This window comes from Mesorhizobium sp. M1C.F.Ca.ET.210.01.1.1 (assembly GCF_004791585.1).
GTDB lineage: Bacteria > Pseudomonadota > Alphaproteobacteria > Rhizobiales > Rhizobiaceae > Mesorhizobium.
In genome coordinates this window covers 38,004-63,198 of sequence record NZ_SRUU01000032.1, presented here as the reverse complement: position 1 = coordinate 63,198, position 25,195 = coordinate 38,004, and the positions used below count along the sequence as shown (strand labels likewise).

At 63.9% G+C, this 25,195-nt stretch carries 23 protein-coding genes and 1 pseudogene; 14 read left to right on the top strand and 10 right to left on the bottom strand.

From position 1 onward, the window contains the following. The first annotated feature begins 71 nt into the window (after positions 1-71). Positions 72-866, top strand: coding sequence for an inositol monophosphatase family protein (locus EN853_RS27200; RefSeq protein WP_127862184.1), 795 nt, complete (start codon positions 72-74; stop codon positions 864-866). A 51-nt stretch (positions 867-917) separates the two neighbouring features. Here EN853_RS27200 and EN853_RS27195 read toward each other — a convergent pair whose 3' ends face one another. Then, positions 918-1,538, bottom strand: coding sequence for a L,D-transpeptidase (locus EN853_RS27195; RefSeq protein WP_127862183.1), 621 nt, complete (start codon positions 1,536-1,538; stop codon positions 918-920). Positions 1,539-2,093: 555 nt separating this feature from the next. On the opposite strand from EN853_RS27195, the gene dnaK reads away from it, so the two are divergent. From dnaK to EN853_RS27165, 6 genes are all read left to right on the top strand, one after another. Continuing rightward, positions 2,094-4,010 (top strand): molecular chaperone DnaK, encoded by a 1,917-nt coding sequence (gene dnaK, locus EN853_RS27190; RefSeq protein ID WP_127862182.1) that lies wholly within the window; start codon positions 2,094-2,096, stop codon positions 4,008-4,010. Positions 4,011-4,229: 219 nt separating this feature from the next. Beyond that, positions 4,230-5,360: a molecular chaperone DnaJ gene (gene dnaJ / locus EN853_RS27185; RefSeq protein ID WP_127862181.1), complete on the top strand. Its 1,131-nt coding sequence runs from the start codon at positions 4,230-4,232 to the stop codon at positions 5,358-5,360. A 114-nt stretch (positions 5,361-5,474) separates the two neighbouring features. Beyond that, on the top strand, positions 5,475-6,080 hold the full coding sequence (gene pmtA, locus EN853_RS27180; RefSeq protein WP_127862180.1) for a phospholipid N-methyltransferase PmtA: 606 nt from the start codon (positions 5,475-5,477) through the stop codon (positions 6,078-6,080). Positions 6,081-6,228: 148 nt separating this feature from the next. Further along, positions 6,229-6,825, top strand: a complete 597-nt coding sequence (locus EN853_RS27175; protein ID WP_127862179.1) for an NADPH-dependent FMN reductase — start codon at positions 6,229-6,231, stop codon at positions 6,823-6,825. A gap of 17 nt (positions 6,826-6,842) precedes the next feature. Beyond that, the gene (pyrF, locus tag EN853_RS27170) at positions 6,843-7,556 is read left to right on the top strand and encodes an orotidine-5'-phosphate decarboxylase (RefSeq protein ID WP_189343918.1); all 714 of its coding nucleotides are present in this window, start codon (positions 6,843-6,845) and stop codon (positions 7,554-7,556) included. 167 nt (positions 7,557-7,723) lie between these two features. Beyond that, positions 7,724-8,011, top strand: coding sequence for a DUF1330 domain-containing protein (locus EN853_RS27165; RefSeq protein WP_126089640.1), 288 nt, complete (start codon positions 7,724-7,726; stop codon positions 8,009-8,011). Positions 8,012-8,179: 168 nt separating this feature from the next. Here the strand turns inward: EN853_RS27165 and EN853_RS27160 are convergent, their stop codons facing one another. The 6 genes from EN853_RS27160 to EN853_RS27135 form a co-directional block, all read right to left on the bottom strand. Next, a complete protein-coding gene (locus EN853_RS27160; RefSeq protein WP_127862178.1) occupies positions 8,180-9,229 on the bottom strand; it encodes a D-alanine:D-lactate ligase-like protein in 1,050 nt (349 codons plus the stop codon). 100 nt (positions 9,230-9,329) lie between these two features. Then, complete coding sequence (locus EN853_RS27155; RefSeq protein WP_167524617.1) at positions 9,330-10,205, bottom strand: SMP-30/gluconolactonase/LRE family protein; 876 nt, start codon at positions 10,203-10,205, stop codon at positions 9,330-9,332. Next, a complete protein-coding gene (locus tag EN853_RS27150) occupies positions 10,202-10,840 on the bottom strand; it encodes a 2-dehydro-3-deoxy-6-phosphogalactonate aldolase (RefSeq protein ID WP_127862176.1) in 639 nt (212 codons plus the stop codon). The genes EN853_RS27155 and EN853_RS27150 overlap by 4 nt, the downstream gene beginning before the upstream one ends. After that, positions 10,837-11,772, bottom strand: a complete 936-nt coding sequence (locus EN853_RS27145; RefSeq protein ID WP_127862175.1) for a 2-dehydro-3-deoxygalactonokinase — start codon at positions 11,770-11,772, stop codon at positions 10,837-10,839. Before EN853_RS27145 ends, EN853_RS27150 begins: the two co-directional genes overlap by 4 nt. After that, positions 11,769-12,536: an SDR family oxidoreductase gene (locus tag EN853_RS27140; protein WP_127862174.1), complete on the bottom strand. Its 768-nt coding sequence runs from the start codon at positions 12,534-12,536 to the stop codon at positions 11,769-11,771. The genes EN853_RS27145 and EN853_RS27140 overlap by 4 nt, the downstream gene beginning before the upstream one ends. Positions 12,537-12,687: 151 nt before the next feature. After that, positions 12,688-14,037, bottom strand: a complete 1,350-nt coding sequence (locus EN853_RS27135; RefSeq protein WP_127862202.1) for an EAL domain-containing protein — start codon at positions 14,035-14,037, stop codon at positions 12,688-12,690. 239 nt (positions 14,038-14,276) lie between these two features. On the opposite strand from EN853_RS27135, the gene EN853_RS27130 reads away from it, so the two are divergent. The 3 genes from EN853_RS27130 to gshB all read left to right on the top strand — a co-directional run bounded on the left by EN853_RS27130 (position 14,277) and on the right by gshB (position 16,737). Next, a complete protein-coding gene (locus EN853_RS27130) occupies positions 14,277-15,287 on the top strand; it encodes a glycosyltransferase (protein ID WP_127862173.1) in 1,011 nt (336 codons plus the stop codon). Beyond that, complete coding sequence (locus EN853_RS27125) at positions 15,287-15,661, top strand: GtrA family protein (RefSeq protein WP_127862172.1); 375 nt, start codon at positions 15,287-15,289, stop codon at positions 15,659-15,661. The genes EN853_RS27130 and EN853_RS27125 overlap by 1 nt, the downstream gene beginning before the upstream one ends. Positions 15,662-15,795: 134 nt before the next feature. Further along, positions 15,796-16,737, top strand: a complete 942-nt coding sequence (gene gshB, locus EN853_RS27120) for a glutathione synthase (RefSeq protein WP_127862171.1) — start codon at positions 15,796-15,798, stop codon at positions 16,735-16,737. Between the two features lie 38 nt (positions 16,738-16,775). On the opposite strand, the gene EN853_RS27115 is transcribed toward gshB, so the two are convergent. After that, entirely contained in the window at positions 16,776-18,542 is a 1,767-nt protein-coding gene (locus EN853_RS27115; RefSeq protein WP_127862170.1) for a winged helix-turn-helix domain-containing protein, read from the bottom strand. Between the two features lie 195 nt (positions 18,543-18,737). Between EN853_RS27115 and EN853_RS27110 the strand changes: the two genes are divergently transcribed. The 3 genes and pseudogenes from EN853_RS27110 to EN853_RS27100 form a co-directional block, all read left to right on the top strand. After that, entirely contained in the window at positions 18,738-19,031 is a 294-nt protein-coding gene (locus tag EN853_RS27110) for a DUF1127 domain-containing protein (protein WP_127862169.1), read from the top strand. Positions 19,032-19,195: 164 nt separating this feature from the next. After that, positions 19,196-20,263: a cyclic nucleotide-gated potassium channel gene (locus EN853_RS27105; RefSeq protein WP_127862168.1), complete on the top strand. Its 1,068-nt coding sequence runs from the start codon at positions 19,196-19,198 to the stop codon at positions 20,261-20,263. A gap of 165 nt (positions 20,264-20,428) precedes the next feature. Continuing rightward, positions 20,429-21,070 (top strand): annotated as a pseudogene (locus tag EN853_RS27100) (magnesium chelatase domain-containing protein); the annotation flags it as partial. Between the two features lie 216 nt (positions 21,071-21,286). On the opposite strand, the gene EN853_RS27095 reads toward EN853_RS27100, so the two are convergent. Continuing rightward, positions 21,287-22,603 carry an adenylate/guanylate cyclase domain-containing protein gene (locus EN853_RS27095; RefSeq protein ID WP_167524615.1) on the bottom strand — a complete coding sequence of 439 codons (1,317 nt, stop codon included), beginning with the start codon at positions 22,601-22,603 and terminating at the stop codon, positions 21,287-21,289. 339 nt (positions 22,604-22,942) lie between these two features. Between EN853_RS27095 and EN853_RS27090 the strand changes: the two genes are divergently transcribed. Further along, a complete protein-coding gene (locus EN853_RS27090; RefSeq protein ID WP_245517200.1) occupies positions 22,943-23,890 on the top strand; it encodes a pyridoxal-phosphate dependent enzyme in 948 nt (315 codons plus the stop codon). A 399-nt stretch (positions 23,891-24,289) separates the two neighbouring features. On the opposite strand, the gene EN853_RS27085 is transcribed toward EN853_RS27090, so the two are convergent. Then, entirely contained in the window at positions 24,290-25,192 is a 903-nt protein-coding gene (locus tag EN853_RS27085) for a LysR family transcriptional regulator (protein ID WP_127862166.1), read from the bottom strand. Positions 25,193-25,195 lie beyond the last annotated feature (3 nt).

The window sequence follows — 25,195 nt, the reverse complement described above, 5'->3', positions numbered from 1 at the left end:
TTTAACGCAATTCCGGACGGAAAACCGTCTCCCACTTTTCCTGGAATTGCTCCAGAGCGCGAGCCCTCCCGATGACCGACGACCTCGACCAGCGCATGCATTTCGCCATCGACCTCGCGCGCCGCGCCGGCGAGCTCGGACTGAAATATTTTCGCGATCTCGAAAACCTGACCGTCGAGAGCAAGGGCCACCAGGATCTTGTCTCCGATGCCGACCGCGAGGTGGAGCTTTTCGTCCGCGCGGCGATCGGCGAGGCCTATCCGCAGGACGGCATCGTCGGTGAGGAGCATGCGCCGGTCGCCGGATCGACCGGGCATGTCTGGGTGATCGACCCGATCGACGGCACCGCCAATTTCGTGCGCGGCATTCCCGCCTGGTGCGTGGTGATCGCCTGCGCCAGGGACGGCGAGACCGTCGTCGGCGTCATCCACGAGGCCTCGACGGACGAGACCTTCTATGGCCGACTGGGCGGCGGCGCCTTCGTCAATGGCCGGCCGATCAAGGCGAGCGGCGCCGCCGCGCTTTCCGAAGGCTCGGTCGGAACCGGGCTGTCGAACCGGGCGTCGACCGAACATGTCGCCGTGCTGATCAGCGTGATCATGGCCGAAGGCGGCGTCTTCTACCGCAACGCGTCCGGCGCCCTGATGCTCGCCTATGCGGCCGCAGGCCGGCTGCTCGGCTATGTCGAGGAACACATGAATGCCTGGGACTGCCTTGCCGGCATGCTTCTGATCGAGGAGGCGGGCGGCACGGTGCTCAAGCCGGACCCGAGGACCGTGCTGCGGGAAGGAACGCTGGTGATTGCTGGCGGGAACAACATCTTCCCGACGCTGCGCGCGCTTTGCACGGAAGCTTTCCGAAACTAGTCCTTCCGCACGACGGCATTGGCGCGGTCGCAGCAGACGGCAAGGCAGCGTCTATATGACAATGACCTTCGTGCCGATTTCAGCGCGGTCATAGAGATCGATGATGTCCTGGTTCATGAGGCGGATGCAGCCCGCCGACACGGCTTTGCCGATGGACCACCATTCGGGGCTGCCGTGCAGGCGATATCCGGTGTCACCTTGCTCGTTGAAGAGATAGAGCGCCCGCGCGCCGAGCGGGTTCATGAGTCCGGCTTCCATATGGGCCGGTATAACGTGGCCTCGCGCGCGCTCACGCACGATCATCTGGGACGGCGCCGTCCAATCCGGCCATTCGCGCTTCCGCGCAACGTGCGCAGTGCCATGCCACTCGAAGCCCGCCTTGCCGACGCCGATGCCGTAGCGCAGCGCCTGGCCATCTCCCAACACGTAGTAGAGCAACTTCGCTCCTGTATCGACAATGATCGTGCCGGGCGCCTCGTCGGTCGCATAAGGCACCGTCTGCCGATGGAACTTTTGGTCGACCTTATAGATCGGAACCGGCGGAATGCGGAAACCGGCGTCGGTGAGGCCGCCATAAGCCAAGGGAGATGTCTGCAGCCCGCCGCTGGTGGTGCAGCCGGAGAATGCGACCATCCCGGCAAGTACCCCGATGAGGATCGATTTCGCGCGCATAGTCGAAGCCGGCGCTCGTGCCGGCGATCTGCCGCATCTTGCCTTATTCGTAGTCCCGCATGCCTCGATTGCCAAGCTTTCCATCTTCTCCGCCGGCTGATTGCCGGTCGAAGCGCTGAACGGCTCTTATTTGTTTTTGCACAATTGCGGACGGAAACCGTTAGGCGGGCAGCCATCAGTGCATGGCGGCAAAAGCCGTTTTCAGACTTATTCGCGACCCAAAGTCACGCCCCCAGGGCAGAGCTTTCCCGCGCCCGATACGCGACCGGCGGATGAGGGCGGAGTCCCGTTTCGGAAAAATCCCGCATGAACAATGAGATAGGGCAAAGCCGCATTGATCCCGACATAGGGCGCGCCGGCCCGTTTCGCGAACCCCTGCCGGACAGCGGCCGCCTTGCGCAGAGTGCTTGCGCCTCGTGCTGCCTGTTCTTATATACGCGCCAGCCGTCCGGCCTTGAAAATCCGGGACCGTGGCGGAATTTCTTGTGAACAGGGGCTTTCGTCGGAACGCCTTATCAGGGTCCTGAGAGCCTGCTTAGAGGAGAGACTAGAACAATGGCAAAAGTAATCGGTATCGACCTCGGAACCACAAACTCCTGTATCGCCATCATGGACGGCAAGGAGCCCAAGGTTATCGAGAATGCGGAAGGCGCGCGCACGACCCCTTCCATCGTCGCCATCAACAGCGACGGCGAACGCCTCGTCGGCCAGCCGGCCAAGCGCCAGGCGGTCACCAATCCTGAAAACACCATCTTCGCGGTCAAGCGCCTGATCGGCCGCCGCTATGACGATCCGGTGACGGAAAAGGACAAGAAGCTTGTCCCCTACAAGATCGTCAAGGGCGACAATGGCGATGCCTGGGTCGAGGCCGGCGGCAAGAAGCTGTCGCCCAGCCAGATCTCGGCCATGATCCTGCAGAAGATGAAGGAAACGGCGGAAGCCTATCTCGGCGAGAAGGTCGAGAAGGCTGTCATCACCGTTCCGGCCTATTTCAACGACGCCCAGCGCCAGGCGACCAAGGACGCCGGCAAGATCGCCGGCCTCGAAGTGCTGCGCATCATCAACGAGCCGACGGCCGCGGCACTTGCCTACGGCCTGGAGAAGAAGGATGGCAAGACCATCGCCGTCTATGACCTTGGCGGCGGCACCTTCGACATCTCGGTGCTTGAGATCGGCGACGGCGTCTTCGAGGTGAAGTCGACCAACGGCGACACCTTCCTCGGCGGCGAGGATTTCGACATGCGCCTGGTCGAGTACCTGGCGGCTGAGTTCAAGAAGGAACAGGGCATCGACCTCAAGGCCGACAAGCTTGCGCTGCAGCGTTTGAAGGAAGCGGCCGAGAAGGCCAAGATCGAGCTGTCGTCGACGACGCAGACCGAGATCAACCTGCCCTTCATCACCGCCGACGCCACCGGGCCGAAGCACCTGACGATGAAGCTCACCCGCGCTAAGTTCGAGAGCCTGGTCGAGGATCTCGTGCAGCGCACCATCGACCCCTGCAAGGCGGCGCTCAAGGATGCCGGCTTGAAGGCGGGCGAGATCGACGAGGTGGTGCTGGTCGGCGGCATGACCCGCATGCCCAAGATCCAGGAGATCGTGAAGCAGTTCTTCGGCAAGGACCCGCACAAGGGCGTCAACCCGGACGAGGTCGTGGCGCTTGGCGCCGCCATCCAGGCCGGCGTGCTGCAGGGCGACGTCAAGGACGTGCTGCTGCTCGACGTGACGCCGCTGTCGCTGGGCATCGAGACGCTGGGCGGCGTGTTCACCAGGCTGATCGAGCGCAACACCACGATCCCGACCAAGAAGAGCCAGGTGTTCTCGACGGCTGAGGATTCGCAGTCGGCGGTGACGATCCGCGTCTTCCAGGGCGAGCGCGAGATGGCGGCCGACAACAAGCTGCTCGGCCAGTTCGACCTGGTCGGCATCCCGCCGGCTCCGCGCGGCGTGCCGCAGATCGAGGTCACCTTCGACATCGACGCCAACGGCATCGTCAATGTCTCGGCCAAGGACAAGGGCACCGGCAAGGAGCACCAGATCCGCATCCAGGCGTCCGGCGGCCTGTCCGACGCCGACATCGAGAAGATGGTGAAGGACGCCGAGGCCAATGCCGACGCCGATAAGAAGCGCCGCGCGCTGGTCGAGGCCCGCAACCAGGCCGAATCCCTGGTGCATTCGTCCGAGAAGTCGCTGAAGGACTATGGCGACAAGGTCTCGGAGGCCGACCGCACCGCGATCGCCGACGCGATTGCGGCGCTGAAGACTGCTGCCGAGGGCGACGACGTGGCCGATATCGAGGCCAAGTCGCAGTCGCTCGCCGAAGCTTCGATGAAGCTTGGCCAGGCCATGTACGAGGCCTCGCAGAAGGAAGCGGCCGAAGCCGACGCCAAGGCGGACGCCGCCAAGGATTCGGACGTGGTCGACGCCGACTTCGAGGAAATCGACGAGGACGACGACAAGAAGAAGTCGGCCTGAGCCGATTGACGGCAAATAATGCGAAAAGCCCGGCGCAAAGCCGGGCTTTTTTGCAACCTTCGCTGAAAAAGTGCCGGCCCGGCCTAAAAAGTGACGGAAAAACGCGCGGCGAGCCGCCTCGGTACTGGCATCCGGGCAACATCACTCCTAAATCGAACAACGTGCCGGCGACGACGCAACAATGCCTGAAGACATTGAGCATCCGGACTGCGGGAAAAAATGAAAGCTGATTTCTACGAAACCCTGGGCGTGCAAAAAGGCGCCGACGACAAGGAACTCAAGAGCGCTTTCCGCAAGCTCGCCATGCAGTTCCATCCCGATCGGAATCCCGGCGACCACGCCTGCGAGCACAAGTTCAAGGAAATCAACGAGGCCTACGAGACGCTGAAGGACCCGCAGAAGCGCGCCGCCTATGACCGTTTCGGTCACGCCGCCTTCGAGCAGGGCGGCATGAACGGCGCGGCGCATGGCTTCGGCGCCGGCGGCTTCGCCGACATCTTCGAGGATATCTTCGGCGACATGATGGGCGGCCGCCAGCGCCGCTCGTCGGGCGGCCGCGAGCGCGGGGCGGACCTGCGCTACAACATGGAGATCACGCTGGAGGAGGCATTCTCCGGCAAGACGGCGCAGATCCGCGTGCCGGCCTCGATCTCCTGCTCGGAATGCTCCGGCAGCGGCGCCAAGCCGGGCACGCAGCCGGTCACCTGCACCATGTGCCACGGCCACGGCAAGGTGCGGGCGACGCAGGGCTTCTTCTCCATCGAGCGCACCTGCCCGCAATGCCAGGGCCGCGGCCAGACGATCAAGGACCCCTGCCCGAAATGCGCCGGCCAGGGCCGCGTCACCGAGGAGCGTTCGCTGTCGGTCAACATCCCGGCCGGCATCGAGGACGGAACCCGCATCCGGCTTGCCAATGAAGGCGAGGCCGGCCTGCGCGGCGGTCCGTCCGGCGACCTCTACATCTTCCTCGCAGTCAAGCCGCACGAATTCTTCCAGCGCGACGGCGCCGACCTCTATTGCAAGGTGCCGATCTCGATGACGACCGCCGCCCTCGGCGGCTCGTTCGAGGTCACCACGCTCGACGGCAGCCAGACCAAGGTGAAGGTGCCCGAAGGCACGCAGAACGGCCGCCAGTTCCGGCTGAAGGGCAAGGGCATGCCGGTGCTGCGGCAGCCCAATGTCGGCGACCTCTACATCCAGACGGCGGTCGAGACGCCGCAGAATCTGTCGCGCCGCCAGCGCGAGCTGCTGGAAGAGTTCGAGCAGCTCTCCTCGAAGGACAATTCGCCCCAGTCGAGCGGCTTCTTCGCCCGTATGAAGGACTTTTTCGAGTCCTTCGGCGAAACCTGATCGTTATCTGGCAACATTCCCAAGCGTCATCAACATCTTATGCCAGGTTGACGCCTTGCCTTGTTCCACCTAGCTGCTAAGTAGCGGTTCGGGGGAGCGTTGAGGAGAGCTCGCATGGCACGTGGTCCCGGGTTGCGCAAAGCGCTGGCGGAAAAGTTCGACGACGAGCTGAAGTTCTTCAAGGGCTGGATCGACAAGCCGAAAGCGGTCGGCTCCATCGTTCCCACCAGCTCCATCACCGCCCGCAAGATGGCTTCGATCGTCAACCCGAAATCGGGCCTGCCGGTGCTCGAGGTCGGACCCGGCACCGGCGTCATCACCCGCGCCATCCTGGCCCTGGGCGTGAAACCGGAAAACCTGTACGCGGTCGAATACTCGACCGACTTCGTGCGCCATCTGCGCCGGCTCTATCCGGGCGTCAACGTCATCGAGGGCGACGCCTTCAATCTCGACGCCACGCTGGGCGACAAGCGCGACATGGTGTTCGATTCCGTCGTCTCCGGCGTGCCGCTGCTCAACTTCCCGGTCGCCCAGCGCATCGCCTATGTCGAAAGCCTGCTCGACCGCATTCCCGCCGGCCGGCCGATCGTGCAGCTGACCTACGGCCCGATGTCGCCGATCCCGCCCGGCCGCGGCAACTACACGGTTAAGCATTTCGACTTCATCATCCGCAACATCCCGCCGACGCAGCTGTGGATCTACCGGCGCGAGGCGCATTAGGCTGCGCCGATATTCAGGTGAGGCCGGCCTGACCTGAATCTCGGCACATCCTGTAATCGCACGCCACCAAAACCGGTTTGGTTTTCTGGCTCCGGCGCGTTGATTTGAATGCCCCTTGGCTGTACCTGTCCGGGAACAAGGGTGGCCAATGGCACTAATCCCAAGAATCCTCGTCTTCGCGGGCTCGGTCCGAACCGGCGCTTTCAGCGGCCGAACGGCCGACGTGGCGCAGAAGGAGCTCGCCATGCAAGGCGCCGAGGTGACACGCATCTCGCTCGGCGACTATCCGCTGCCGATCATGGACGAGGACCTGGAGAAGGAAAGAGGCATCCCCGAAAATGCCGTCAGGCTCGGCCGGCAGATCGCCACCCATGATGGCTTGCTGATCGCGACGCCCGAATATAACGGCTCGATCCCGCCGCTGCTCAAGAACAGCATCGATTGGGTGAGCCGCATCCGGCGCGACGGCAGCCGCTCGTTCAGGCCGCTCTACGGCAAGCCCGTGGGCCTTTGCTCCTCCTCCGAAGGCAAGTTTGCAGGCGTACGCTGCATCAACCATCTGCGCGCCGTGCTGGTGCGCTGCCAGATGGAGGTGATCACGCCGGAATGCTCGGTTTCCAGCGCCGCCGAAGCCTTCGCCGAGGACGGGCAGTTCAGGGACGACAGACTACACCAATCGATGGAGCGCCTATGCCGAACACTGATCGAAACCTCGCGCATGCAGTCCGTGCGGATCGAGGCCTGATGCACCCCGGCAGCTCGATCCAGGCCGACACCATGCGCGCCAAGTCCATGAAAGAGAGGCTGATCGTCGGCCTCGACGTGCCGACGCTGAAGGAAGCCGAGAAGGCGGTGCGCGAGCTTGAAGGCGCCGTCTCCTTCTACAAGATCGGCTACCAGCTCGCCTTTGCCGGCGGGCTTGATTTCGCGCGCGAGCTGGCCAGCGGCGGCACCAAGGTCTTCCTCGACATGAAGCTGCTCGACATCGACAACACGGTGGCCAAGGGGGTCGAGAACATCGTCAGGATGGGCATGACGATGCTCACCATCCACTCCTATCCGAAGGCGATGCGGGCCGCCGTGGAAGCGGCCAAAGGCAGCGACCTTTGCCTGCTGGCGGTCAGCGTGCTCACCTCCATGGACGAGCAGGACATGATCGATGCCGGCTATGAGTACGACCCGCACACGCTGGTGCTGCGGCGCTCCGAACAGGCCCTGCATGCCGGCATGGGCGGCATCGTCTGCTCGGCCGAGGAGGCCGAGGCAGTGCGCCGCATCGTCGGACCCGACATGGCGGTTGTGACGCCCGGCATTCGCCCGGCAGGCAGCGCCCATGGCGACCAGAAGCGGGTGGTGACGCCGGCGCAGGCGATCCGCAACGGCTCCAGCCACCTCGTCGTCGGCCGGCCGATCGTCGCCGCGCCGGACCGGCGCGCGGCGGCCGAGGCGATACTGACCGAGATGCAATCCGCCTGACGACCAGTTCCGAAACTCTACTGCGACGGTCGCCTGCCGGCGTTTTCTGCGCTTCCGGTGCTCACGTGCATTAAGTACGCTCCGCTCCGGTTCTCGAAAACACCACCAGTCGCCTCACCGGAGCGAGTTTCAAAACCGGTCCTCGGTAATATAAACAGGAGAAAATCATGCCAAAGGGATATTGGGTCGCTCGCGTCGATGTGCGCGATGCCGAGGGCTACAAGGACTATGTCGCCGCCGCCAAGCTCGCCTTCGATCGCTTCGGCGCGAAATTCCTGGCGCGCGGCGGCGAGCATGAAAAGGCCGAAGGTCCCGGCCGCGCGCGCAACGTCATCATCGAATTCGAATCATTCGCCGCTGCGCATGATTGCTACCATTCGCCGGAATACCAGCGCGCCGTCGCCATCCGCCAGAAGGTGGCCGACGGCGAGATCGTGCTGGTCGAGGGGATTTAGACCCCGGGCGGAGGGGTCTGGTCGGAAACTGCAGGCGTCGATACGGCAACCTTGGCAAATTGGCTGAACACGTCCGTCGCTTCGTCATCCTATGGTCTGCGCCGCGTCGCTTCGCTCCTGCTTCGTCCTGGGATGACGAAGCGCAATGGCTTCGCCCAGCCCCGAAGGTCACAATCTCAGCCTGTTGGCTGCCGTCTGCGCCATCGCATCGGCGAGGCTCATGCCCCATTGCCTGCGGCAGTAGTCGCGAAAGTCGAAGCAGGGCAGGCCGGGGCAGACCTCGAACTCGATGAGGTGGATGGTGTCGTCGGCCTCGATCCTGAGATCGACGGAGAAGACGTCCCTCAAGCCGAGGCCGCTCATCAGCCTCTGCGCCACGGCGCGGATCGCCCGATCGGCCGCCGGCTGATTGGATGCCACAGGCTCGAGCACCGGCTCGGCATAGATGCCTGCGTTCCTGGCGGCCTGGCCGGTATCGCCATAGAGCGCCATCGAGTCGGCCATCGTCTGGAAATCGCCGCCGGACTCGACGAAGGCGATGCCGAGCGCCTCGACGCCGGTCTGAGGCTTCAACCCGAGGAAGCTTGCCCGCACATTGCGGCCGGCGACATAGGGCTGGACGACGACATCGTCGCGATAATGGGCAAAAACGCGGCGGCTAAGCTCCAGCGCATGGCCGAGATCGGTGACGCGGGAGTCCGGCCAGATGCCGATCTTGGCGCCGAGCCGGTTGGGCTTGACGAACCAGCCCGCGGCCGAGGCCGGCGGCTCGACCAGCCACGCGCCATTGCGCGCGAAGCCTGCCGGCGGCACCGGCAGCCCGAGCGCGCCAAGCACGGCGCCGGAGCGGAACTTATCCTGGCAGAGCGCGAACAGCGCATCGTCGGCGCCGATCGTGCGCAGCCCGTTCAGCCGCGCCATGGCGGGCGCCGCGCCGCCGCGGAAATAGGCAATGCCGTCTGTCAGCGTCCAGACCAGGGTGCTGACCGGATCGGCCCTTGCCAGCACCGTCGCGGCGTCGTCCAGCTCGACGGCCACGAAGGCCAGCCCATTTCTTTCACACGCGGCGGCGAGTTGATCGAATTCCGGCGCGAAATCGGTCGACTGCGCCAGGTAGGACGAGATCTCGGTGGCGCGCTCGGCCGGATAGCCGTCGGCGACGAGCCTGTCGAAACAGGCTTTCTCCGGCTCATGGACAAGGATCAGCGTCGGCCGCATGGTGTGATCCAGCAAAATCAGGCGCTACCATCGCATGGCCGTCGCGGGCGGCTTGCGGGAAACCGACCGAACCGGCCGGTTGCGCGACAGCGAAGATTGCTCAGGCGATCAGCACACGGGGCTCGAAACGACCTTTGACCGGAATGTCGAGAAGAAACGTCATGCCGGCTTGCGGGTCCAGCTTGCGCTGTTTGTCGTCCTTGCCCTTCCAGGCCGACGTCACCGCAATGCGGTCGGCCGTCGGGCCGACAAAGGCCGGGCAGGACGGCTGCGTCACCGGCATATGGATTTCGCGCAGCAGCGTGCCGTCCGGCGAATAGGCCTTGACCGCCTTGCCGCCCCAGACGGCGTTCCACAGCACGCCGTCGCGGTCGACGACCGAGCCGTCGACATAGCCCTTGGACGAGCGGTGGTCGACGAACACTTTTGGCTCGCCGGTGGGCAGGCCGGTTGCCCGGTCGCAGGCGACGCGCATCAGGAGGCCGGTCGCGGTGTCGGTGTAATAGGCGATCGCACCGTTCTCGGAAAAGCAGATCGAGTTCGACACGGTGATGTCGGAGAACAGCCGGCGCAGCTCGCCCTTGAAGAACCAGTAGATCGCGCCGGCGCCCTTGCCCTCGTCCTTGCCCATCGTTCCGGTCCAAAAGGCGCCGCAGGGATGGACACGGGAATCGTTGGAACGGGTCAGAGGGTTGTCGGCCTCGATCGGTGTGTGCAGCGTCAGCTTGCCGGTCGCGACATCGCGGATATAGAGGCCCTTCTCGGTGGCGATGAGCTGGCGGGCATCGTCGATGACAGCGATGGCGCTGGCCATCAGGCCGAGGTCATGCACCTTCAGCGCGCCGGCGAGCGGCTTTTCCAGAAGCCTGCCGTTGACGATGTCGAACCAGAACAGCGCGTCGGTGCCGGGGTCGTAGCTCGGACCCTCGCCAAGCTCGCAGATCTGGTCGGAAAAAACCGAAACGCCGTCCATCATACCCCTCCGAATGCCTCGTCCCAGGCGGCGACCGCGGCGCGGGCGCGCTGCGCCACGTCCTCGACGCTGGCGCCCGGCTTATAGAGGCTCGATCCCAGACCGAAGACGCTGACACCGACCGCCTTGTAGCCGGCGAAATCCTTGTCGGAAACGCCGCCGACGGCGCCGATCAGGGTCGATGCCGGAAGCACCGCGCGCACCGCCGAAATGCCGGCGGCGCCGAGCACGCTCGCCGGAAAGAATTTCAGCGCCGAGGCGCCAAGCTTTATGGCCTGGAAGGCTTCGGTCGGCGTGAACACGCCGGGCATCGTCACCATGCCGTAATGCATCGCGCGGCCCATCACGTCGGCATCGATGTTGGGGCTGACCAGCAGCCGGCCGCCGGCCTTGTGCAAGGCATCAACGTCGGCGGCCGTCAGCACGGTGCCGGCGCCGACCAGCGCGGTCCCGGGAAGCGCCTCCACAATGCTGGCGATGGAGGCGAAGGGCTCCGGCGAATTGAGCGGCACTTCGATCGCCTCGATGCCGGCATCATGGACCGCTTTGCCGATCGCCACAGCCTCCGCGGGCTTCAACCCGCGCAAGATGGCGACGAGGCCGCGCCTCAGTTTCGGGAAAGGTGCCGTCTGGCTCATCGAGCGCCTCCAATCATGCCATTCTCGCGGGCGGCCTCGACCAGACCGGCGCGCACCGCTTCATCGGCGTCGGCGGCGCGGAAGGCAAGACCGGCGAAGCCGAGAGCGGCGCCATAAAGCGCGGCCAGCGCGCCCGAGGCGATCAGGACCACCGGCGCTTCGCCGGCGCCATAGCGGCGTTTGGCCGAAGCGATCTCGCCGCCGATCAAGAGCCCGGACAGGCAGGCCGCCGCATCGTCGGATTTCAGGTCCTGCAGCAGCCCGGCGGCGCGGATCGCGAACAGCTTCGAGGTGACGTCGCCGCCCTCGCCCAGCGCCCGTTCGCACCACTGGCGGAAGAACGGGTTGTCGACTGTCACTGGAGCCGGATGCTCGCCCAGCGAATGTTTCAGGATCGAATGCGCGGCGAGCACCGAAAACAGCTCGCCCGTCGGCCAGGTGCCGAAGCCGGCGACCGCGCCGTCCTCGACCACGACCCATTTCGAATGCGTGCCGGGCATGCAGGCGAGGTGACGTCCCTTTGCTGGCAAACCAGCGCCGGCAAGCTGCGTTTCCTCGCCGCGCATGACATCCGGCGCGTCGGCCAGACGCTGGGCGAGGCCCGGAACGATGCGGATGTCGCGGCTCGAGCCCTCGATGCGGGCGGCGCCGGCAAGAATGGCGCCGATCGGCGCCGGCACGGTGACATAAGGCGCCTCGATCCAGCCTTGGCGCGAGCCGGCCATGCCGCAGATGATGACCGGCAGCGCTTCCGGCGCGCCCATCGCGGCAAGGTGGCCTTCCAGCACCTTCGCAAAACCCTTTTCACGCGCGGTGATCAGCCCGTCGTCGCCGCGCCGTTCGGCGAGCACCTTGTCGCTGCCGTCGAGCAGCCAGGCGCGGAGCCTTGTCGTGCCCCAATCGAGGGCGGCGACCGCGGGCGCGCCGCTCACAGCACGCCTCCGTCGACGATCAGCATCTGCGCCGTCAGCATGCGCGAGGCGTCCGACGCCAGGAACAGCACTGTGCCGACAATGTCGTCCGGCTGCATGGCCTCCTTGATGCATTGCTTGGCGACATGGGCGGCGAGAGCGTCTTCGGTCACCCAAAGCTCCTTCTGCCGTTCGGTGATCACCCAGCCGGGCGCAACCGCGTTGACGCGGATGCCGTCGGCGCCGAGCTTGCCGGCGAGGCCCTTGGTGAGGCCGAGTATGCCGGCCTTGGCGGCGGTGTAGGCCGGCATGTCCGGGTGGTTGATGAGATAGGAGGTCGAGGTGAAGTTGATGATCGAGCCGCCGCCTGCGCGCTTCATGCCCGGCGCCACCGCCTGGGCGGTGAAGAAATGCGGCCGCAGGTTGATCGCGAGGTTGTTGTCCCAGAACTCGACCGTGACGTCCTTCACCTCATGGCGGTCGTCGAGCGCCGCGTTGTTGACGAGCACCGTAACATCGCCGTGCGCTTTCGCCGCCTTTGCCGCGGCAGCGCGCAGCGCCTCGACGTCGCGCAGGTCGGTCTTGAGGTAGAGCGGGCGGCGGCCAAGCTCCTTCTCCAGGCGGTCGGCAAGCGCCGTGCTTGGCTTGTCGGCTATGTCGATGAAGGCAACCCTGGCGCCCTGGCGCATGAAGCCCTCGGTCAGCGCCGCGCCGATACCGGAGCCGCCGCCGGTGATCAGCACCGAGGCGCCGTCTAGGTCGGCGAAACGCGCCGATGGCATCATGATTTCCTTCTCCCTTTGGCCGGCGCGCATCCTAGCCACGTCGGCCCCGGGAGCAAGGGCGAAAAGGCGTTTTTCGGGCTTATGTCTGACAAAACAGCAGCCGCGCAGCCGCGCGGCGCTGGCGGGCCGGCCTGGATCGCGGTTGCTTCGGTCAGATCGCCTTGGCGCGCAGCGCGCCGCGATAGGAATCGCGCAGATAGCCGAGCGTGGCGTCGGCATCGACCGGCTTGCCGAACAGGTAGCCCTGCCCGCCGGCGCAGCCGAACTGGACGAGGCGGTCGGCCTGCGCTTCCTCCTCGATGCCTTCGGCCACCACGTCCATGCCGAGCCCCTCGCACATGGCCAGAATGGCGCGGATGATGTGCTCGGAAGGCCGGTCGTCGAGAATGGAGGAGACGAAAGCGCGGTCGATCTTCAGCTTGTCGAAATGGAATTCGCGCAGGCGGCCGAGCGATGACTGGCCGGTGCCGAAATCGTCGAGCGAGACGCGGATGCCGACGCGGCGCAGATCCTCGACGATCTTCTCGGCCGAAGCCGGGTCGGTCATCAGGCCGGTCTCGGTGATCTCGATCTCCAGCCGGTGCGGATCGAAGCCGGTGCGCTCGAGGATCGCCAATATGTGCAGGCCGGTGTTCTGGTCGACGAGCTGCGAGGGCGACAGGTTGAAGGACAGGAACAGGTCCTTCGGCCAGCTGCGCGCCGCCTCGGTCGCCTTGCGCAGCACGAGCTGCGACAGCGGGCCGATGATGCCGCGCTCCTCGGCGATGGGGATGAAGACGCTCGGCGGCACCATGCCGAGATCGCGGTCGCTCCAGCGGGCCAGCGTCTCGAAGCCGATGGTGCGGCGGGTGCTGAGATCGACGATGGGCTGGAAATGCGGCTCGACCTCGCCGGCGGAGACTGCGCGGCGCAGCGCCTGCTCGATACGGGTGACGCGCTTGGCGGCCTCCTCCATCTCGCGGGTATAGACCACGACGCGGCCGCGGCCCGAGCGCTTGGCGTGGTAAAGCGCGGTCTCGGCCTTGTTGATCAGGATCTCGGTGGTCTCGTCGCCGGAATAAAACAGCGAGCAGCCGACCGAGGCCGACAATCTCGCGGTGCGCTCGCCGACGTCATAGGGCGCGGACAGGATCTCGATCAGCATGCGCGACTTTTCGGCCGCCTGCTCCTCGCTGAACACCATCGGATAGAGGAAGGCGAACTCGTCGGCGCCGATGCGGCAGACCGTGGAATGGCCGTCCATCGAGGCGCGCAGGCGCATCGCCACCTGGATCAGGATATCGTCGCCGGCCTTGTGGCCGAACAGGTCGTTGATCGGCTTGAAGCCGTCGAGGTCGAGGATGCCGACGGTGAACGGCGCGGGATCGTCGGCGCGATCGCTGATCAGGCGATCGACCTTGTCGAAGAAGCGACGATGGTTGCCAAGTCCGGTCAGCGGATCGGTGAAAGCCAGATCCGTGTTGTCCTTGCCTGGCTGCCCGGTGCCAAACGTCGTTTGCATCATGTCCCTGTTGTGATGACGGTATTTATCTTCAGACTGGCAGCAAAGCGTTTAGGAAAAGTATCGGAAAAATCGATTTTCCAATTACCTTAGGAGAGCTTCCGTGTTCGCTTGGCCAGCCTTGGAGACAGGGGCTTAAACCTGGCCTTAACGGCTTCTATAAATAGTGAAGCGGCCCGGAGACGCCGGCATTGGGGCCGGTATCGGCGCGGCCGGAGGGCCGGGCACCGGAGACAGGCATGCCGCATGAAGTCCGCAACGAGCCGGCGATCGCCGTGCTGCTGCCCTGCTACAATGAGGAGCCGACGATCGGCGAGGTCGTGCGGCGCTTCCGCGAAACGCTGCCGGCCGCCGCGATCTATGTCTACGACAACAATTCGAAGGACCTGACCGCGCTCAAGGCCCGCGCCGCCGGCGCCGTCGTCGTGCGCGAGCCGCGCCAGGGCAAGGGCAATGTGGTGCGCCGCATGTTCGCCGACATCGACGCCGACATCTATGTGATGGCCGACGGCGACGGCACCTATGCGCCTGAAGATGCGCCGCAGTTGATCAACACGCTTTTGACCGAGCGCTGCGACATGGTCGTGGGCACCAGGCGCGGCGTTGCCGACGATGCCGGCCGCTCCGGCCACGCCTTCGGCAACCGCGTCTTCAACCGGCTTTACAAGGGTCTGTTCGGCGCCGATTTCACCGACATCTTCTCCGGCTATCGGGTCTTTTCGCGGCGCTTCGTCAAGAGCTTCCCGGCGGTTTCGGGCGGCTTCGAGATCGAGACCGAAATGTCGGTCCATGCCTCGCAGCTCAAGCTGCCGGTGAGCGAAATGACGCTCGACTACGGCCGTCGGCCGGAAGGCTCGTCGTCCAAGCTGTCGACCGTTCGCGACGGTGCCCGGATCCTGTGGATGTTCGCCATGCTGGTGAAGGAGACGCAGCCGCTGCGCTTCTTCGGCACATTCGCCCTGTTCTTCCTGGCGGCCAGCATCGGCCTGATGATCCCGGTGCTCGTCGAGTTTGCCGAGACCGGCCTGGTGCCGCGCATGCCGACATGGGTGCTGTCGGTCGGCCTGCTGCTCCTGTCGATGCTTTCGGCGGTGACCGGGCTGATCCTCGATTCGGTGTCGCGCGGCCGCGCCGAACAGAAGCGCATCTTCTATCTGTCGATCCCGTCCGGCCGCATCGAGCGCCGCGCAGGCATCAACGGGCAGACCGCTCCGAAGAGGGAGCCCGGCAAGGCCTCGCGGGCGGCCTGATGGGCCGGCTTTTCCGCTTCGTCCTTGCCGGCGGCATCGGCTTTGCCGCCGATGCGGCAGCGCTCTGGCTGCTGCTTTCGCTCACCCCGCTCGGACCGTTGATCGCGCGCGTGCTTTCGATCGGCTTCGCGCTCACCCTCACCTGGCAGCTCAACCGCCATCTGACCTTCGCGCCGTCGCGCCGGGGCATGGCGCAGGAGGGCGCGCGCTATGGCGGCGTCGGCATCGCCACCAGCATCGTCAACTATCTCGTCTATTGCGCAATGCTGTTCGCGCTGCCCGCCCTGCCGCCGCTGGCGGCGCTGGCGGTCGCCTCGCTGGTTGCGATGGCGCTGTCCTTCCTCGGCTATTCCCGCCTGGTCTTCGATCGCTGAGCTTCTGCACCAAGCGAGCGCGATTGGCAGAAGCCTTCGAGTTCCTTATATCGGCGGCAGATGCGTGGATTCAAAGTGTTGGAGCGTCGTCTGTGCATCCAGACGGATGCACGTCGCTCCAATGGAGACCGAAAATGCCGCTGAAGATCGCCGTCCAGATGGACCATGTCTCCACCGTGTCGATCGCCGGCGACACCTCCTTCGCGCTGTCACTGGAGGCGCAGCGGCGCGGCCACACGCTTTTCCACTACACGCCTGACCGGCTGTCGATGCGGGACGGCAAGGTGTACGCGCGTATCGAGGAGATGCAGGTGCGCGACGAGAAGGGCAGCCACTATTCGCTGGGCGAGCCGGTGCGCACCGATCTCTCGGAAATGGACGTGGTGCTGCTCAGGCAGGACCCGCCCTTCGACATGAACTACATCACCACCACGCATATCCTGGAGCGCATCCATCCGAAGACGCTGGTGGTCAACGACCCGGCCTGGGTGCGCAACAGCCCGGAAAAGATCTTTGTCACCGAATTCCCCGACCTGATGCCGGAAACGCTGATCACCAAGGACCCGCGGGAGGTGGCCGCTTTCCGCAAGGAGTTCGGCGACATCATCGTCAAGCCGCTCTACGGCAATGGCGGCGCCGGCATCTTCCATCTGCACGAAGCCGACCGGAATCTGGCCTCGCTGCTCGAAATGTTCGGCCAGCTCTTCCGCGAGCCCTATATCGTGCAGCGTTATCTGAAGGACGTGCGCAAGGGCGACAAGCGCATCATCCTGATCGACGGCGAGCCGGTGGGCGCCATCAACCGCGTGCCGGCAGAGCACGATTCGCGCTCCAACATGCATGTCGGCGGCCGCGCCGAGAAGACCGAGCTGACGGAGCGCGAACGCGAGATCTGCGCCCGCATCGGCCCGTCGCTGAGGGAACGCGGCTTCATCCTCGTCGGCATCGACGTGATCGGCGACTGGATGACCGAGATCAACGTGACCTCGCCGACCGGCGTGCGCGAGGTGCAGCGTTTCGGCGGCGCCGATATCGCCGGATTGTTCTGGGATTGCGTCGAGGGGAAGCGGGCCTAAGGCACCCCGATCGGTCCGCCAAGATCGCCTCGCTGCGCTTAGAGCAGCCCGCCTTTCTGGCCCAGGTCGCGTAGCAACTTCTGGTCATCGGATCGCATTCTGTTTGCCCGAATGAACAACTCGTTTCCGTTTTCCGGGCTTTCGCTGTTGACCAGTTGAGCCAATTGCTTTGCCTCGTCAATCCGGCCTGCCGCGGTCAGCGCCAAGGTCGCGATACGCCTCACATGCGCGTGAGCGTTGCGATGGAGCGTAGCGCGCAAGGCCCACCTGGCTGCCTCCTCGGCTCTTCCGAGTCGCAGCAGGGAAACGGCGCGGACCGCTTGGTTGGGAGCAAGGAAGGGATCGAAGGGCGAAAGTTCTCTTGCATGGTCGGCTGCCTGAATGGCCGTTTCGGCATCCCCAGAGTGAGCTTGAATGAAGGCACGCGAATAATGCCCAAAAGCATATGAAGGACTGAGAACGGTCGCGCACTCCAGAGCCTCGATGGCTTCCTCGCGCGCACCGATGATCCAGAGCGCACGCCCGAGAGCGCAATGTGCGGCGGGGTCGTGTGGATCGATCTCCACCGCGCGGGCCGCAAGATCGTGAGCGATCCGGCCCTCCTCGGAGAGATGCGACGGATCAAACAGATACGCTTTCAAAAAATGTGTGAACGAGAGACTCGTATAAGGAGGTGCAAAGTGCGGGTCGAGGTGGATCGCCGCCTTGAACAGATTCTCGGCGACCGTATTGTCCTGACCGGTGAACATGTGCATGTGCCACAGGCCGCGATGATAGGCCTGCCATGCGTCCAACTCATGAAGAGGCCGCCGGACTGCTATATTGCGCTCCGCGAGATTGACCTCACCAGCCACCAGCGTGGCGATCTCGCCAGCCAGAGTCTGTCCGAACTGCGAGATGGATACGAGAGGCTTCGAGAATATTTCGGAAAAAAGCACATGGCCGTCGTCGGCCGCGATCAACTCGACATCGACCCGAAGGATCGATCCGTCGAGTGCGATGTTGCCGGCGCAGACATAGTCGCAGCGAAGCAGCCGGGCGGCCTCCAGCCTGCTCAGGCCGACCGCCGACAAAGCCTGCAGCGAGTTCGCGGCGATGACGAAGACAGTTCGCAGTCGGGCAACGTCGCGGATGATGTCCCGCAGCAACCCGTCCCTCAAAACATGTAGGTGCGAGGAAGCAATACCCTCGAGCGCGAACGGCAGCACCGCGACGGCGGGCCTGTCGCGCCCCGAGATGCGGGCCGACTGCGCTTCGGCCGCTTGGGTCGACCCCACAAGAGGCACTGTCGATCTGCTTTCATCCACCAACAAGTCGAACGCGCGCCGCAACGATCGTTCACCGAGCAGATCCGCATCGACCTGGGGCGTTAGAAGCAAATCCAGCCGAGCTTCCGACGGGGGACCTTGTTCCCCGAGGTTTTGCGACCTTGCTGGAGGTTCTGCGCTGGCTCGATCGTTGCCGCGACCGTTCGCTTGGTCCTGCGATTGAAGCGTTAACATGTAGCCGCGCTTTGCGACCGTCTTGATGAGGGTTGCCCGCTCGTCGCCAAGGACGTTTCGAAGGTCGCGGATCGTCTGCGTCAACGCGTCGTCAGTTACGACAAGACCTTTCCACACGACCTCAAATATCTCATCTCGGCTGACCACGCGGTTTGCGTGCTCAACGAGAAAGACCAACAGCGAAAACGTCCTCGCGCGGACATCGACAGGCCTGCCGTCGTTCAAAATGAGACCCCGCTCCCGGTCGAGTGCATATGCGCCAAGCCGGATGACGGCCTTGTCCGGATGGTCGGCTTCTCTCAAACGGCGTCTCCCTAGAAGCGCCTTACAATAGCGTAGCCCGGCATATTAGGAAATTCGCAGCTACGGCTGTCGAGATACTCGATCCAATTTCATCTCGATTTCGGAAATGTTTCGGCTGGATATCAGGCCTGGCGCCGCACGCTCGCCTAGTCTCCACCTGCGGCCCAGGAAGGCGGCTTGAGAGGAGAAACAACCATGGCCACCATCGAATTTCCCTACAGTGCGGCGACGGGACGCAAGGAGAGCCGTGCAGTCCCTTACCTTTTGGCGCTTCTGCACGGAACCGTTGCCGCCGTTCTGTGGCTGCCACGCTTCTGGGTACAACGAAAGCAGCTCGCTGTCCTCGCGTCGATGAGCACTCGCGAGCTCCTGGACATCGGCCTGAACACCTGCGACATCGCCAACGCCCTCGCGCAGAGAAACGACCAGGACCCGACAGTTTACCTGGCAGATGTCGCCCGCGAGCGCAGGTTACGCAGGCAGACTTAGGTCATTCTCGTCGGTTGTGACCTGTCTACTTACGCCTGGTCACGAAGCTATCCCAGACATCTGAGTTCACCGTTGGTGATGCACATCGCAGCGCTACCAAGCACCTTTGCGCTTGCCTTGAAGGCATTCTATTTTGGGGCGTAGTAGCCGCTCGTGGGCATAGAATGTCGGTATTGTCTTTCTTGAGAATCTACGCGCCGCCCAACGCGGTGCTGGCTGCGCCCGGGCTTCTGGCGGTGGCTGCGCTCACGATACCGGACCTGTCCGGACGAAGCAGGCTGGTTCTGGCTGTCGTGCTCGCCGTCATTTGGGGCGCCTATCTCCTGCAACTGGCGGCGACGCTGCTCAAGCGGCGGGCGGGAGACGTTCGGAACAGGACGCCGGCAATCGCCATCGATGTGCTCGCGGTCCTGGTTCCGCTCGCCGCATTTCTGCTCGTCGGCACGCCCGACTGGAGCCTCTACTGTACTGTCTGGCTGCTGAAACCGCTGCGCGACTCAACCTTCTTCCCGGTGCTGGGCAGGGTGCTGGCCAACGAGGCGCGCAACCTGATCGGCGTCACCACCCTCTTCGGCGTCGTTCTGTTCGGTGTCGCGCTCGCTGCCTATGTCATCGAGCGCGACATCCAGCCGGAAAAATTCGGCAGCATCCCGCTGGCAATGTGGTGGGCGGTGGTCACGCTGTCCACCACCGGCTATGGCGACGCTATTCCGCAAAGCTTCGCCGGCCGCGTCCTTGCCGGGCTGGTCATGATGAGTGGCATCGGCATCTTCGCGCTCTGGGCCGGCATTCTTGCCACCGGCTTCTATCAGGAAGTCCGTCGCGGCGATTTCGTCCGCAATTGGCAATTGGTCGCCGCCGTACCGTTGTTTCAGAAGCTTGGCCCGGCCGTGCTGGTCGAGATCGTGAGGGCGTTAAGACCTCGTATGATGCCGGCGGGTGCCGTGATCTGCCGCATCGGTGAGCCCGGTGATCGGATGTTCTTCGTCGTGGAGGGGCGCGTCAGCGTCGCGACGCCGAACCCGGTGGAGCTTGGACCTGGCGCCTTCTTCGGCGAGATGGCGCTGATCAGCGGCGAACCGCGTATGGCGACCGTCAGCGCCGCAACGGCGGTCTCACTCCTGTCGCTGCACTCGGCGGATTTCCAGATGCTGTGCGGCAGCAGCCCGGAGATCGCGGAAATCATCCGCAAGACCGCGATCGAGCGGCGCGGCGCAGTGCCGACGGCTTGATCGTACCAGGTGTGCGGTCATAGCCCCAAGATCGTCGCCGGACGGCGCTCCTCTGTTCCCGTAATGTTCTTGCCTAAATCCGAAATCTATGATTGTCTCGGGTCGGTATCACCCGCGGTCCGAGCAAGGGCCGAGGTGAGGCGATATCCGGGGGCTTGGACAAAAATGGTGGCGAGGGTTCGCACGGTGGCTTTCCAGGGCATCGAGGCAGTGCCGGTCGATGTCCAGGTGATGATCGCGCCGGGCAAGGTCGGCATGCAGATCGTCGGCCTGCCGGACAAGGCGGTGGCCGAAAGCCGCGAGCGGGTGCAGGCAGCGCTCCATGCCTCGGGGCTGTCGATGCCGTCGAAGAAGGTGACGGTCAACCTCGCGCCCGCCGACCTGCCCAAGGAAGGCAGCCATTACGACCTGCCGATCGCGCTCGGACTTATGGCGGCGCTCGGCGCCATCCCTGGCGACATGCTGGCCGGCTATGTCGTGCTCGGCGAATTGTCGCTCGACGGCACCATCGCCGCGGTGGCCGGCGCGCTGCCGGCCGCGATCGGCGCCAATGCCGAGGGCAAGGGCCTGATCTGCCCGTTCGCCTGCGGGCCGGAGGCGGCCTGGGCCGGCAAGGATTTCGATATCCTGGCGCCGCGCAGCCTGATCGCGATCGCCAACCATTTCCGCGGCACGCAGGTGCTGTCGCGGCCGGAGGCTGGCATCCAGCTCGCGGCGCGCGACCTGCCGGACCTTGCCGACATCAAGGGCCAGGAAAGCGCCAAGCGGGCGCTGGAGGTGGCGGCGGCCGGCGGCCACAACCTCTTGACATTGTGGCTAATTAAACGGCGAGCAATGATCGAAGCCGAAAAGGGGCGATAGTTCGCCTGACTCGTCCTTCGAACTGCCGGAATGGGGCCGAGAACAGACCGGCAGCTTCGGTCTACGAATCTTCAAAAGCGGACATTCAGGTGGGCGTGGGCATTGTCCTGATGTGACTGTTTCGTTGCGAAAATGGAAAGACTTAGACCAGGCGGGGAATCTCTACGAGGTCGCTCCAGCCTCTTCCAACATCGCAAGGAATAAGCGGTGTTTGTCAGGCACACCTTTGAGCACGCGCTCACCCTGATCTGAGAAACGGAGGCCTGAGCCCGCAACCAAGTCCCTCACGGTCTGAGAGGTCAAAACCATTCCCCCCTCAGCTGAACTCATGATCCTTGCTCCCGTGTGGATAGCGAGGCCTGTTACGTTGGTCCCGACAATCGCACATTCCCCGACGTGGACACCCGCTCGAACATCGATCTCGAGTTGCTTTACCGCGTCGGCAATGGTGAGGGCACATCGTACCGCGCGCGCGGGCCCATCGAACAGTGCCAGGAAGCCGTCGCCGGCAACCGTGAACTCCTCGCCGCGGTAGCGTGCGATTTCCTTGCGCACGATGTTATAATAGGAGTTTAGCGTATTGCTCCACGCTTGATCCCCGTCCCTCGCTAGATGGTCCGTTGATGACACGACGTCGAGGAACAATATAGCGGCTAGCTTTCGGTCAGGCGTAACCTCCGGCGTCACACCGGTCAAAAACGACTGAATGTCAGCCAAAATCGTATCCATATCCTTGGCGACAAAGGTGTGTGTGTCCCCGGGATACTCCCTCATTTTTGCTTGAGGTATGCGCCGCGCCATGTCGCGCGCGGCTTCAGCCGATGCAACCGGATCGTGAGAACGGATCATGACTAGCGTTGGCACTGATATCGCAGGAAGGATATTCCGGATATCGATGTCCCGATTCATCGCTTCGTAGGCCGCATATGCGGACGGGCTCGCCGCGGCCCTCATAATACGAGCTTGGGCATCGACCACTGTTTGATCGACACTACGCCCGAGCCCGACCCCTGCTCCACGGATGTACTCGTCTGAGGGGCCGTTCTCAGCCACATCCTTGATAAGCTGATCATACGCCTCGGACGACAGGCCCCATGGGTGGTCTTCTGAAGCGCACCAACGAGCTTGCGTGCCCCAGACGATTAGGGATCTTACGCGGTCCGGGTTCAAGGCAGCGAACAAACTCGTCATCGAGCCCCCCTCGGAAACACCGAAAAGGCTGGCATAGTCCACCTTCTCGGCATCCATCACGGCCCGGATATCGTCGGTCCGTTCCTCAAGAGTCGCCATTCGGATCGGGCGATCAGACAGCCCCGTTCCACGCTTATCGAACTTGATGACCCGGCAGAACGCCCCGAGCTTCTCGAAAAACAGAGCGCGCAGTGGCATCTCCCATTCCAGATCGAGGTGGGATGCCGTTCCCGGTGCCCAAACAAGGTCTACTGGACCACTCCCCCAGACCTGATAGGCGATGGCCACATCCCCGCTTCGCGCGTACTTGGTTCGAGGTGTCATCTCATCATTGCCCTATGAGGAAATGAACATAGATCAACGCTAACCTGCGGCCCTCTTATCTGCAAACGCTCTTCACGCCCCAACCGGAAGGTGCCGCCACCGCGTCGCCAGAACCGATCAACGCGATTGTTGTATGAACGGCTGCTGTTGGGACTTTGTTTGGTGAACCCGACCTTAGCGTGATGCTTTCGACGGTGCTCTACGCCGCCGCCGATGGAATGGTCTATGGTCGTCGGCAGCCTGGCGGCTCGTCGTCGGTAATTGCTGCGTGACGGTGGCCGCGCCCTATGAGGGAGAGATCGCATGATCGTCGAGCTGAACGACATCCGGGCCGCGGCCGAGCGGATCAGGGGCAATGTCCGGCGCACGCCGGTGGTCGAGGCGACCAATCTCCTGTCGGGAGCTGGCGAAGGCTATCGGCTTGCTTTGAAGCTTGAGCTTCTGCAGGTCACGGGCTCGTTCAAGGCGCGGGGCGCCACGAACCGGCTGCTGGCGCTCGATGCTGCCGACGTCGCTCATGGCATCGTCACCGCATCAGGGGGAAATCACGGCATCGCCACGGCCCGCGCCGGCTTCATGGCACAGGTGCCCGCCACCATTTTCCTGCCGAACAACGCCTCGCTCGAGAAGATCGAAAAGCTCCGGGCCTGGAAGGCCGACGTTCGGATCGTTGGCTCCGCCTGGCATGAATCCAACGTCGCCGCTCTTGCCTTCCACCGCGAGACGGGCGCGGCATATTTCCATCCCTTTGCCGACGCGGATGTTGTTGCCGGGCAGGGAACGGTCGGCCTCGAGCTGCTCGAGGAGCTGCCTGAGATGACCACCGTGCTCGTGGCGATGGGTGGCGGCGGCCTTATCACGGGGGTGTCCACTGCGCTCAAGGCGCTGAAGCCGGGTGTGCGAGTGGTTGGCATCGAAGCCGAAGGATCGCCGGTGCTGCTGCGTTCGCTGGAGGCGGGCCGCAACATCGCCCTCGACAAGGTGACCACCTCGGTAGCAACAATGTCGTGCGCGCGCTCCGACGATCGAATCTTCGAGGCCGTTCGCGATCGGGTCGATGAGATCGTGCTGGTCAGCGACGACGAAATGCGCGCCGCAGCCAAGTGGCTCTGGTTCGAAATGGGCTTAGCGGCGGACCTCAGCGGCGCTGCCGCCCTCGCCGCCCTGCGCAAAGGTCGCATCTCGATAGAGAAGAATGAGCTGGTCTGCGCGATCGTTTGCGGCGCCGGCTCTGATGCAATTGCCACCTAAGCGCAGCCGCTGTGTATTCGCATCTGGCAACTGAAGCCAGGTAAAACGGCGACCGCTTCTAGCAACCACGACCTCTACAGTGGTCGCCGGCGATGTCCGCTTTCCGGATGATGCAGGCTGGTCTCTACGGCCGACATTGGGCGCAAAGCTGCCATCGAATCGGGCGCCACGATCCGAAATCCGGCGGGTCAGCCATGCTGACATTGTGGCTAATTAAACGGCGCGCCATGATCGAGGCTCGGAAAGGCCGTCAAGGGGCCGACTGCGGACTGTCTGGTGTTGGCGTTGAGGACCGGTTGAGCCGCCATCTGGTGTCAACTCATCGATAGACAACGCCTTGAGCTAAACCAGTTCCGCTTCGGCCATGTCCGCAATCATCGCATTACCGAGGCGACGTATTCAGACCGGCGGACCCGAATGCGAAGCCCGCGCTATTTTCCGAGCCAATTCAAGAAAGCCGAACAAATGCGGCGAGCGGTTGTCTCGTCGATAGTTGAGTGAAAGCTCGGTACCCGGATTGTGGCCTTCGTATTTCCGATAGACAATGCCGGGCCGCTGATTTTCACTGACCGATGCTGGCACGACCGAGATGCCGACGCCAACCGAAACCAGGCTCATCGCTGTAAGGTAGTCCTGGGCCATGACCTGCAAGGCAGGAACAAAGCCGTCGACCTTGCATACGTCGAGCACATAGTCCGCGTAACTTGGCCGTGGGCGCCGCGGAAAGAGGACGAAAGTAGTATTCTTGAAATCTGCGAGATGGAATGGTTGCTCACGATTGGCATAGCTGTCGGGAAGCGCCAGCACGAGCGGTTCCTTCATGAGCGTTTCGGATTTGACCTCCGCGTCTTCGATCGACGGGCGCGCCACCGCAATGTCGATTTCCCGCTGGATCAGGGCTCGTCGCAACTCGGCATTGTTCATGGCCGAAAGCGCCAGTTCGATATCCGGATGCGCGGCCCGGAAAGCCCTGATGATGTTGGGCAGAACACCGAAGGTTGCCGTTCCGACGAACGCGATCCGCAGGCGTCCCGCGACGCCCTGCCCGATCCGCATCACCTCACGTTCCGTCTGGTCGGCGCGTTCGAGGATTTCCCTTGCTCGCTCCAGCAGCAATTCGCCTGCCTGGGTGAGCCGAATCTGGCTGCGGCTGCGGTCGAACAGGACCGCACCGATCTCCCGTTCGAACTGGGCGATCTGTCGGCTTAATGGAGGCTGAGCAATTCCGAGCCGCGCCGAGGCGCGCCCGAAATGAAGTTCTTCGGCCACTGCCAGGAAATAGCTCAGCCGTTTGAAGTCCATGGC

Coding starts and splice junctions, on each gene's coding strand:
- EN853_RS27200 (WP_127862184.1), top strand. CDS start 72: ATGACCGACGACCTCGACCAGCGCATGCATTTCGCCATCGACCTCGCG.
- EN853_RS27195 (WP_127862183.1), bottom strand. CDS start 1,538: ATGCGCGCGAAATCGATCCTCATCGGGGTACTTGCCGGGATGGTCGCA.
- dnaK (WP_127862182.1), top strand. CDS start 2,094: ATGGCAAAAGTAATCGGTATCGACCTCGGAACCACAAACTCCTGTATC.
- dnaJ (WP_127862181.1), top strand. CDS start 4,230: ATGAAAGCTGATTTCTACGAAACCCTGGGCGTGCAAAAAGGCGCCGAC.
- pmtA (WP_127862180.1), top strand. CDS start 5,475: ATGGCACGTGGTCCCGGGTTGCGCAAAGCGCTGGCGGAAAAGTTCGAC.
- EN853_RS27175 (WP_127862179.1), top strand. CDS start 6,229: ATGGCACTAATCCCAAGAATCCTCGTCTTCGCGGGCTCGGTCCGAACC.
- EN853_RS27165 (WP_126089640.1), top strand. CDS start 7,724: ATGCCAAAGGGATATTGGGTCGCTCGCGTCGATGTGCGCGATGCCGAG.
- EN853_RS27160 (WP_127862178.1), bottom strand. CDS start 9,229: ATGCGGCCGACGCTGATCCTTGTCCATGAGCCGGAGAAAGCCTGTTTC.
- EN853_RS27155 (WP_167524617.1), bottom strand. CDS start 10,205: ATGATGGACGGCGTTTCGGTTTTTTCCGACCAGATCTGCGAGCTTGGC.
- EN853_RS27150 (WP_127862176.1), bottom strand. CDS start 10,840: ATGAGCCAGACGGCACCTTTCCCGAAACTGAGGCGCGGCCTCGTCGCC.
- EN853_RS27140 (WP_127862174.1), bottom strand. CDS start 12,536: ATGATGCCATCGGCGCGTTTCGCCGACCTAGACGGCGCCTCGGTGCTG.
- EN853_RS27135 (WP_127862202.1), bottom strand. CDS start 14,037: ATGCAAACGACGTTTGGCACCGGGCAGCCAGGCAAGGACAACACGGAT.
- EN853_RS27130 (WP_127862173.1), top strand. CDS start 14,277: ATGCCGCATGAAGTCCGCAACGAGCCGGCGATCGCCGTGCTGCTGCCC.
- EN853_RS27125 (WP_127862172.1), top strand. CDS start 15,287: ATGGGCCGGCTTTTCCGCTTCGTCCTTGCCGGCGGCATCGGCTTTGCC.
- gshB (WP_127862171.1), top strand. CDS start 15,796: ATGCCGCTGAAGATCGCCGTCCAGATGGACCATGTCTCCACCGTGTCG.
- EN853_RS27110 (WP_127862169.1), top strand. CDS start 18,738: ATGGCCACCATCGAATTTCCCTACAGTGCGGCGACGGGACGCAAGGAG.
- EN853_RS27105 (WP_127862168.1), top strand. CDS start 19,196: ATGTCGGTATTGTCTTTCTTGAGAATCTACGCGCCGCCCAACGCGGTG.
- EN853_RS27090 (WP_245517200.1), top strand. CDS start 22,943: ATGATCGTCGAGCTGAACGACATCCGGGCCGCGGCCGAGCGGATCAGG.
- EN853_RS27085 (WP_127862166.1), bottom strand. CDS start 25,192: ATGGACTTCAAACGGCTGAGCTATTTCCTGGCAGTGGCCGAAGAACTT.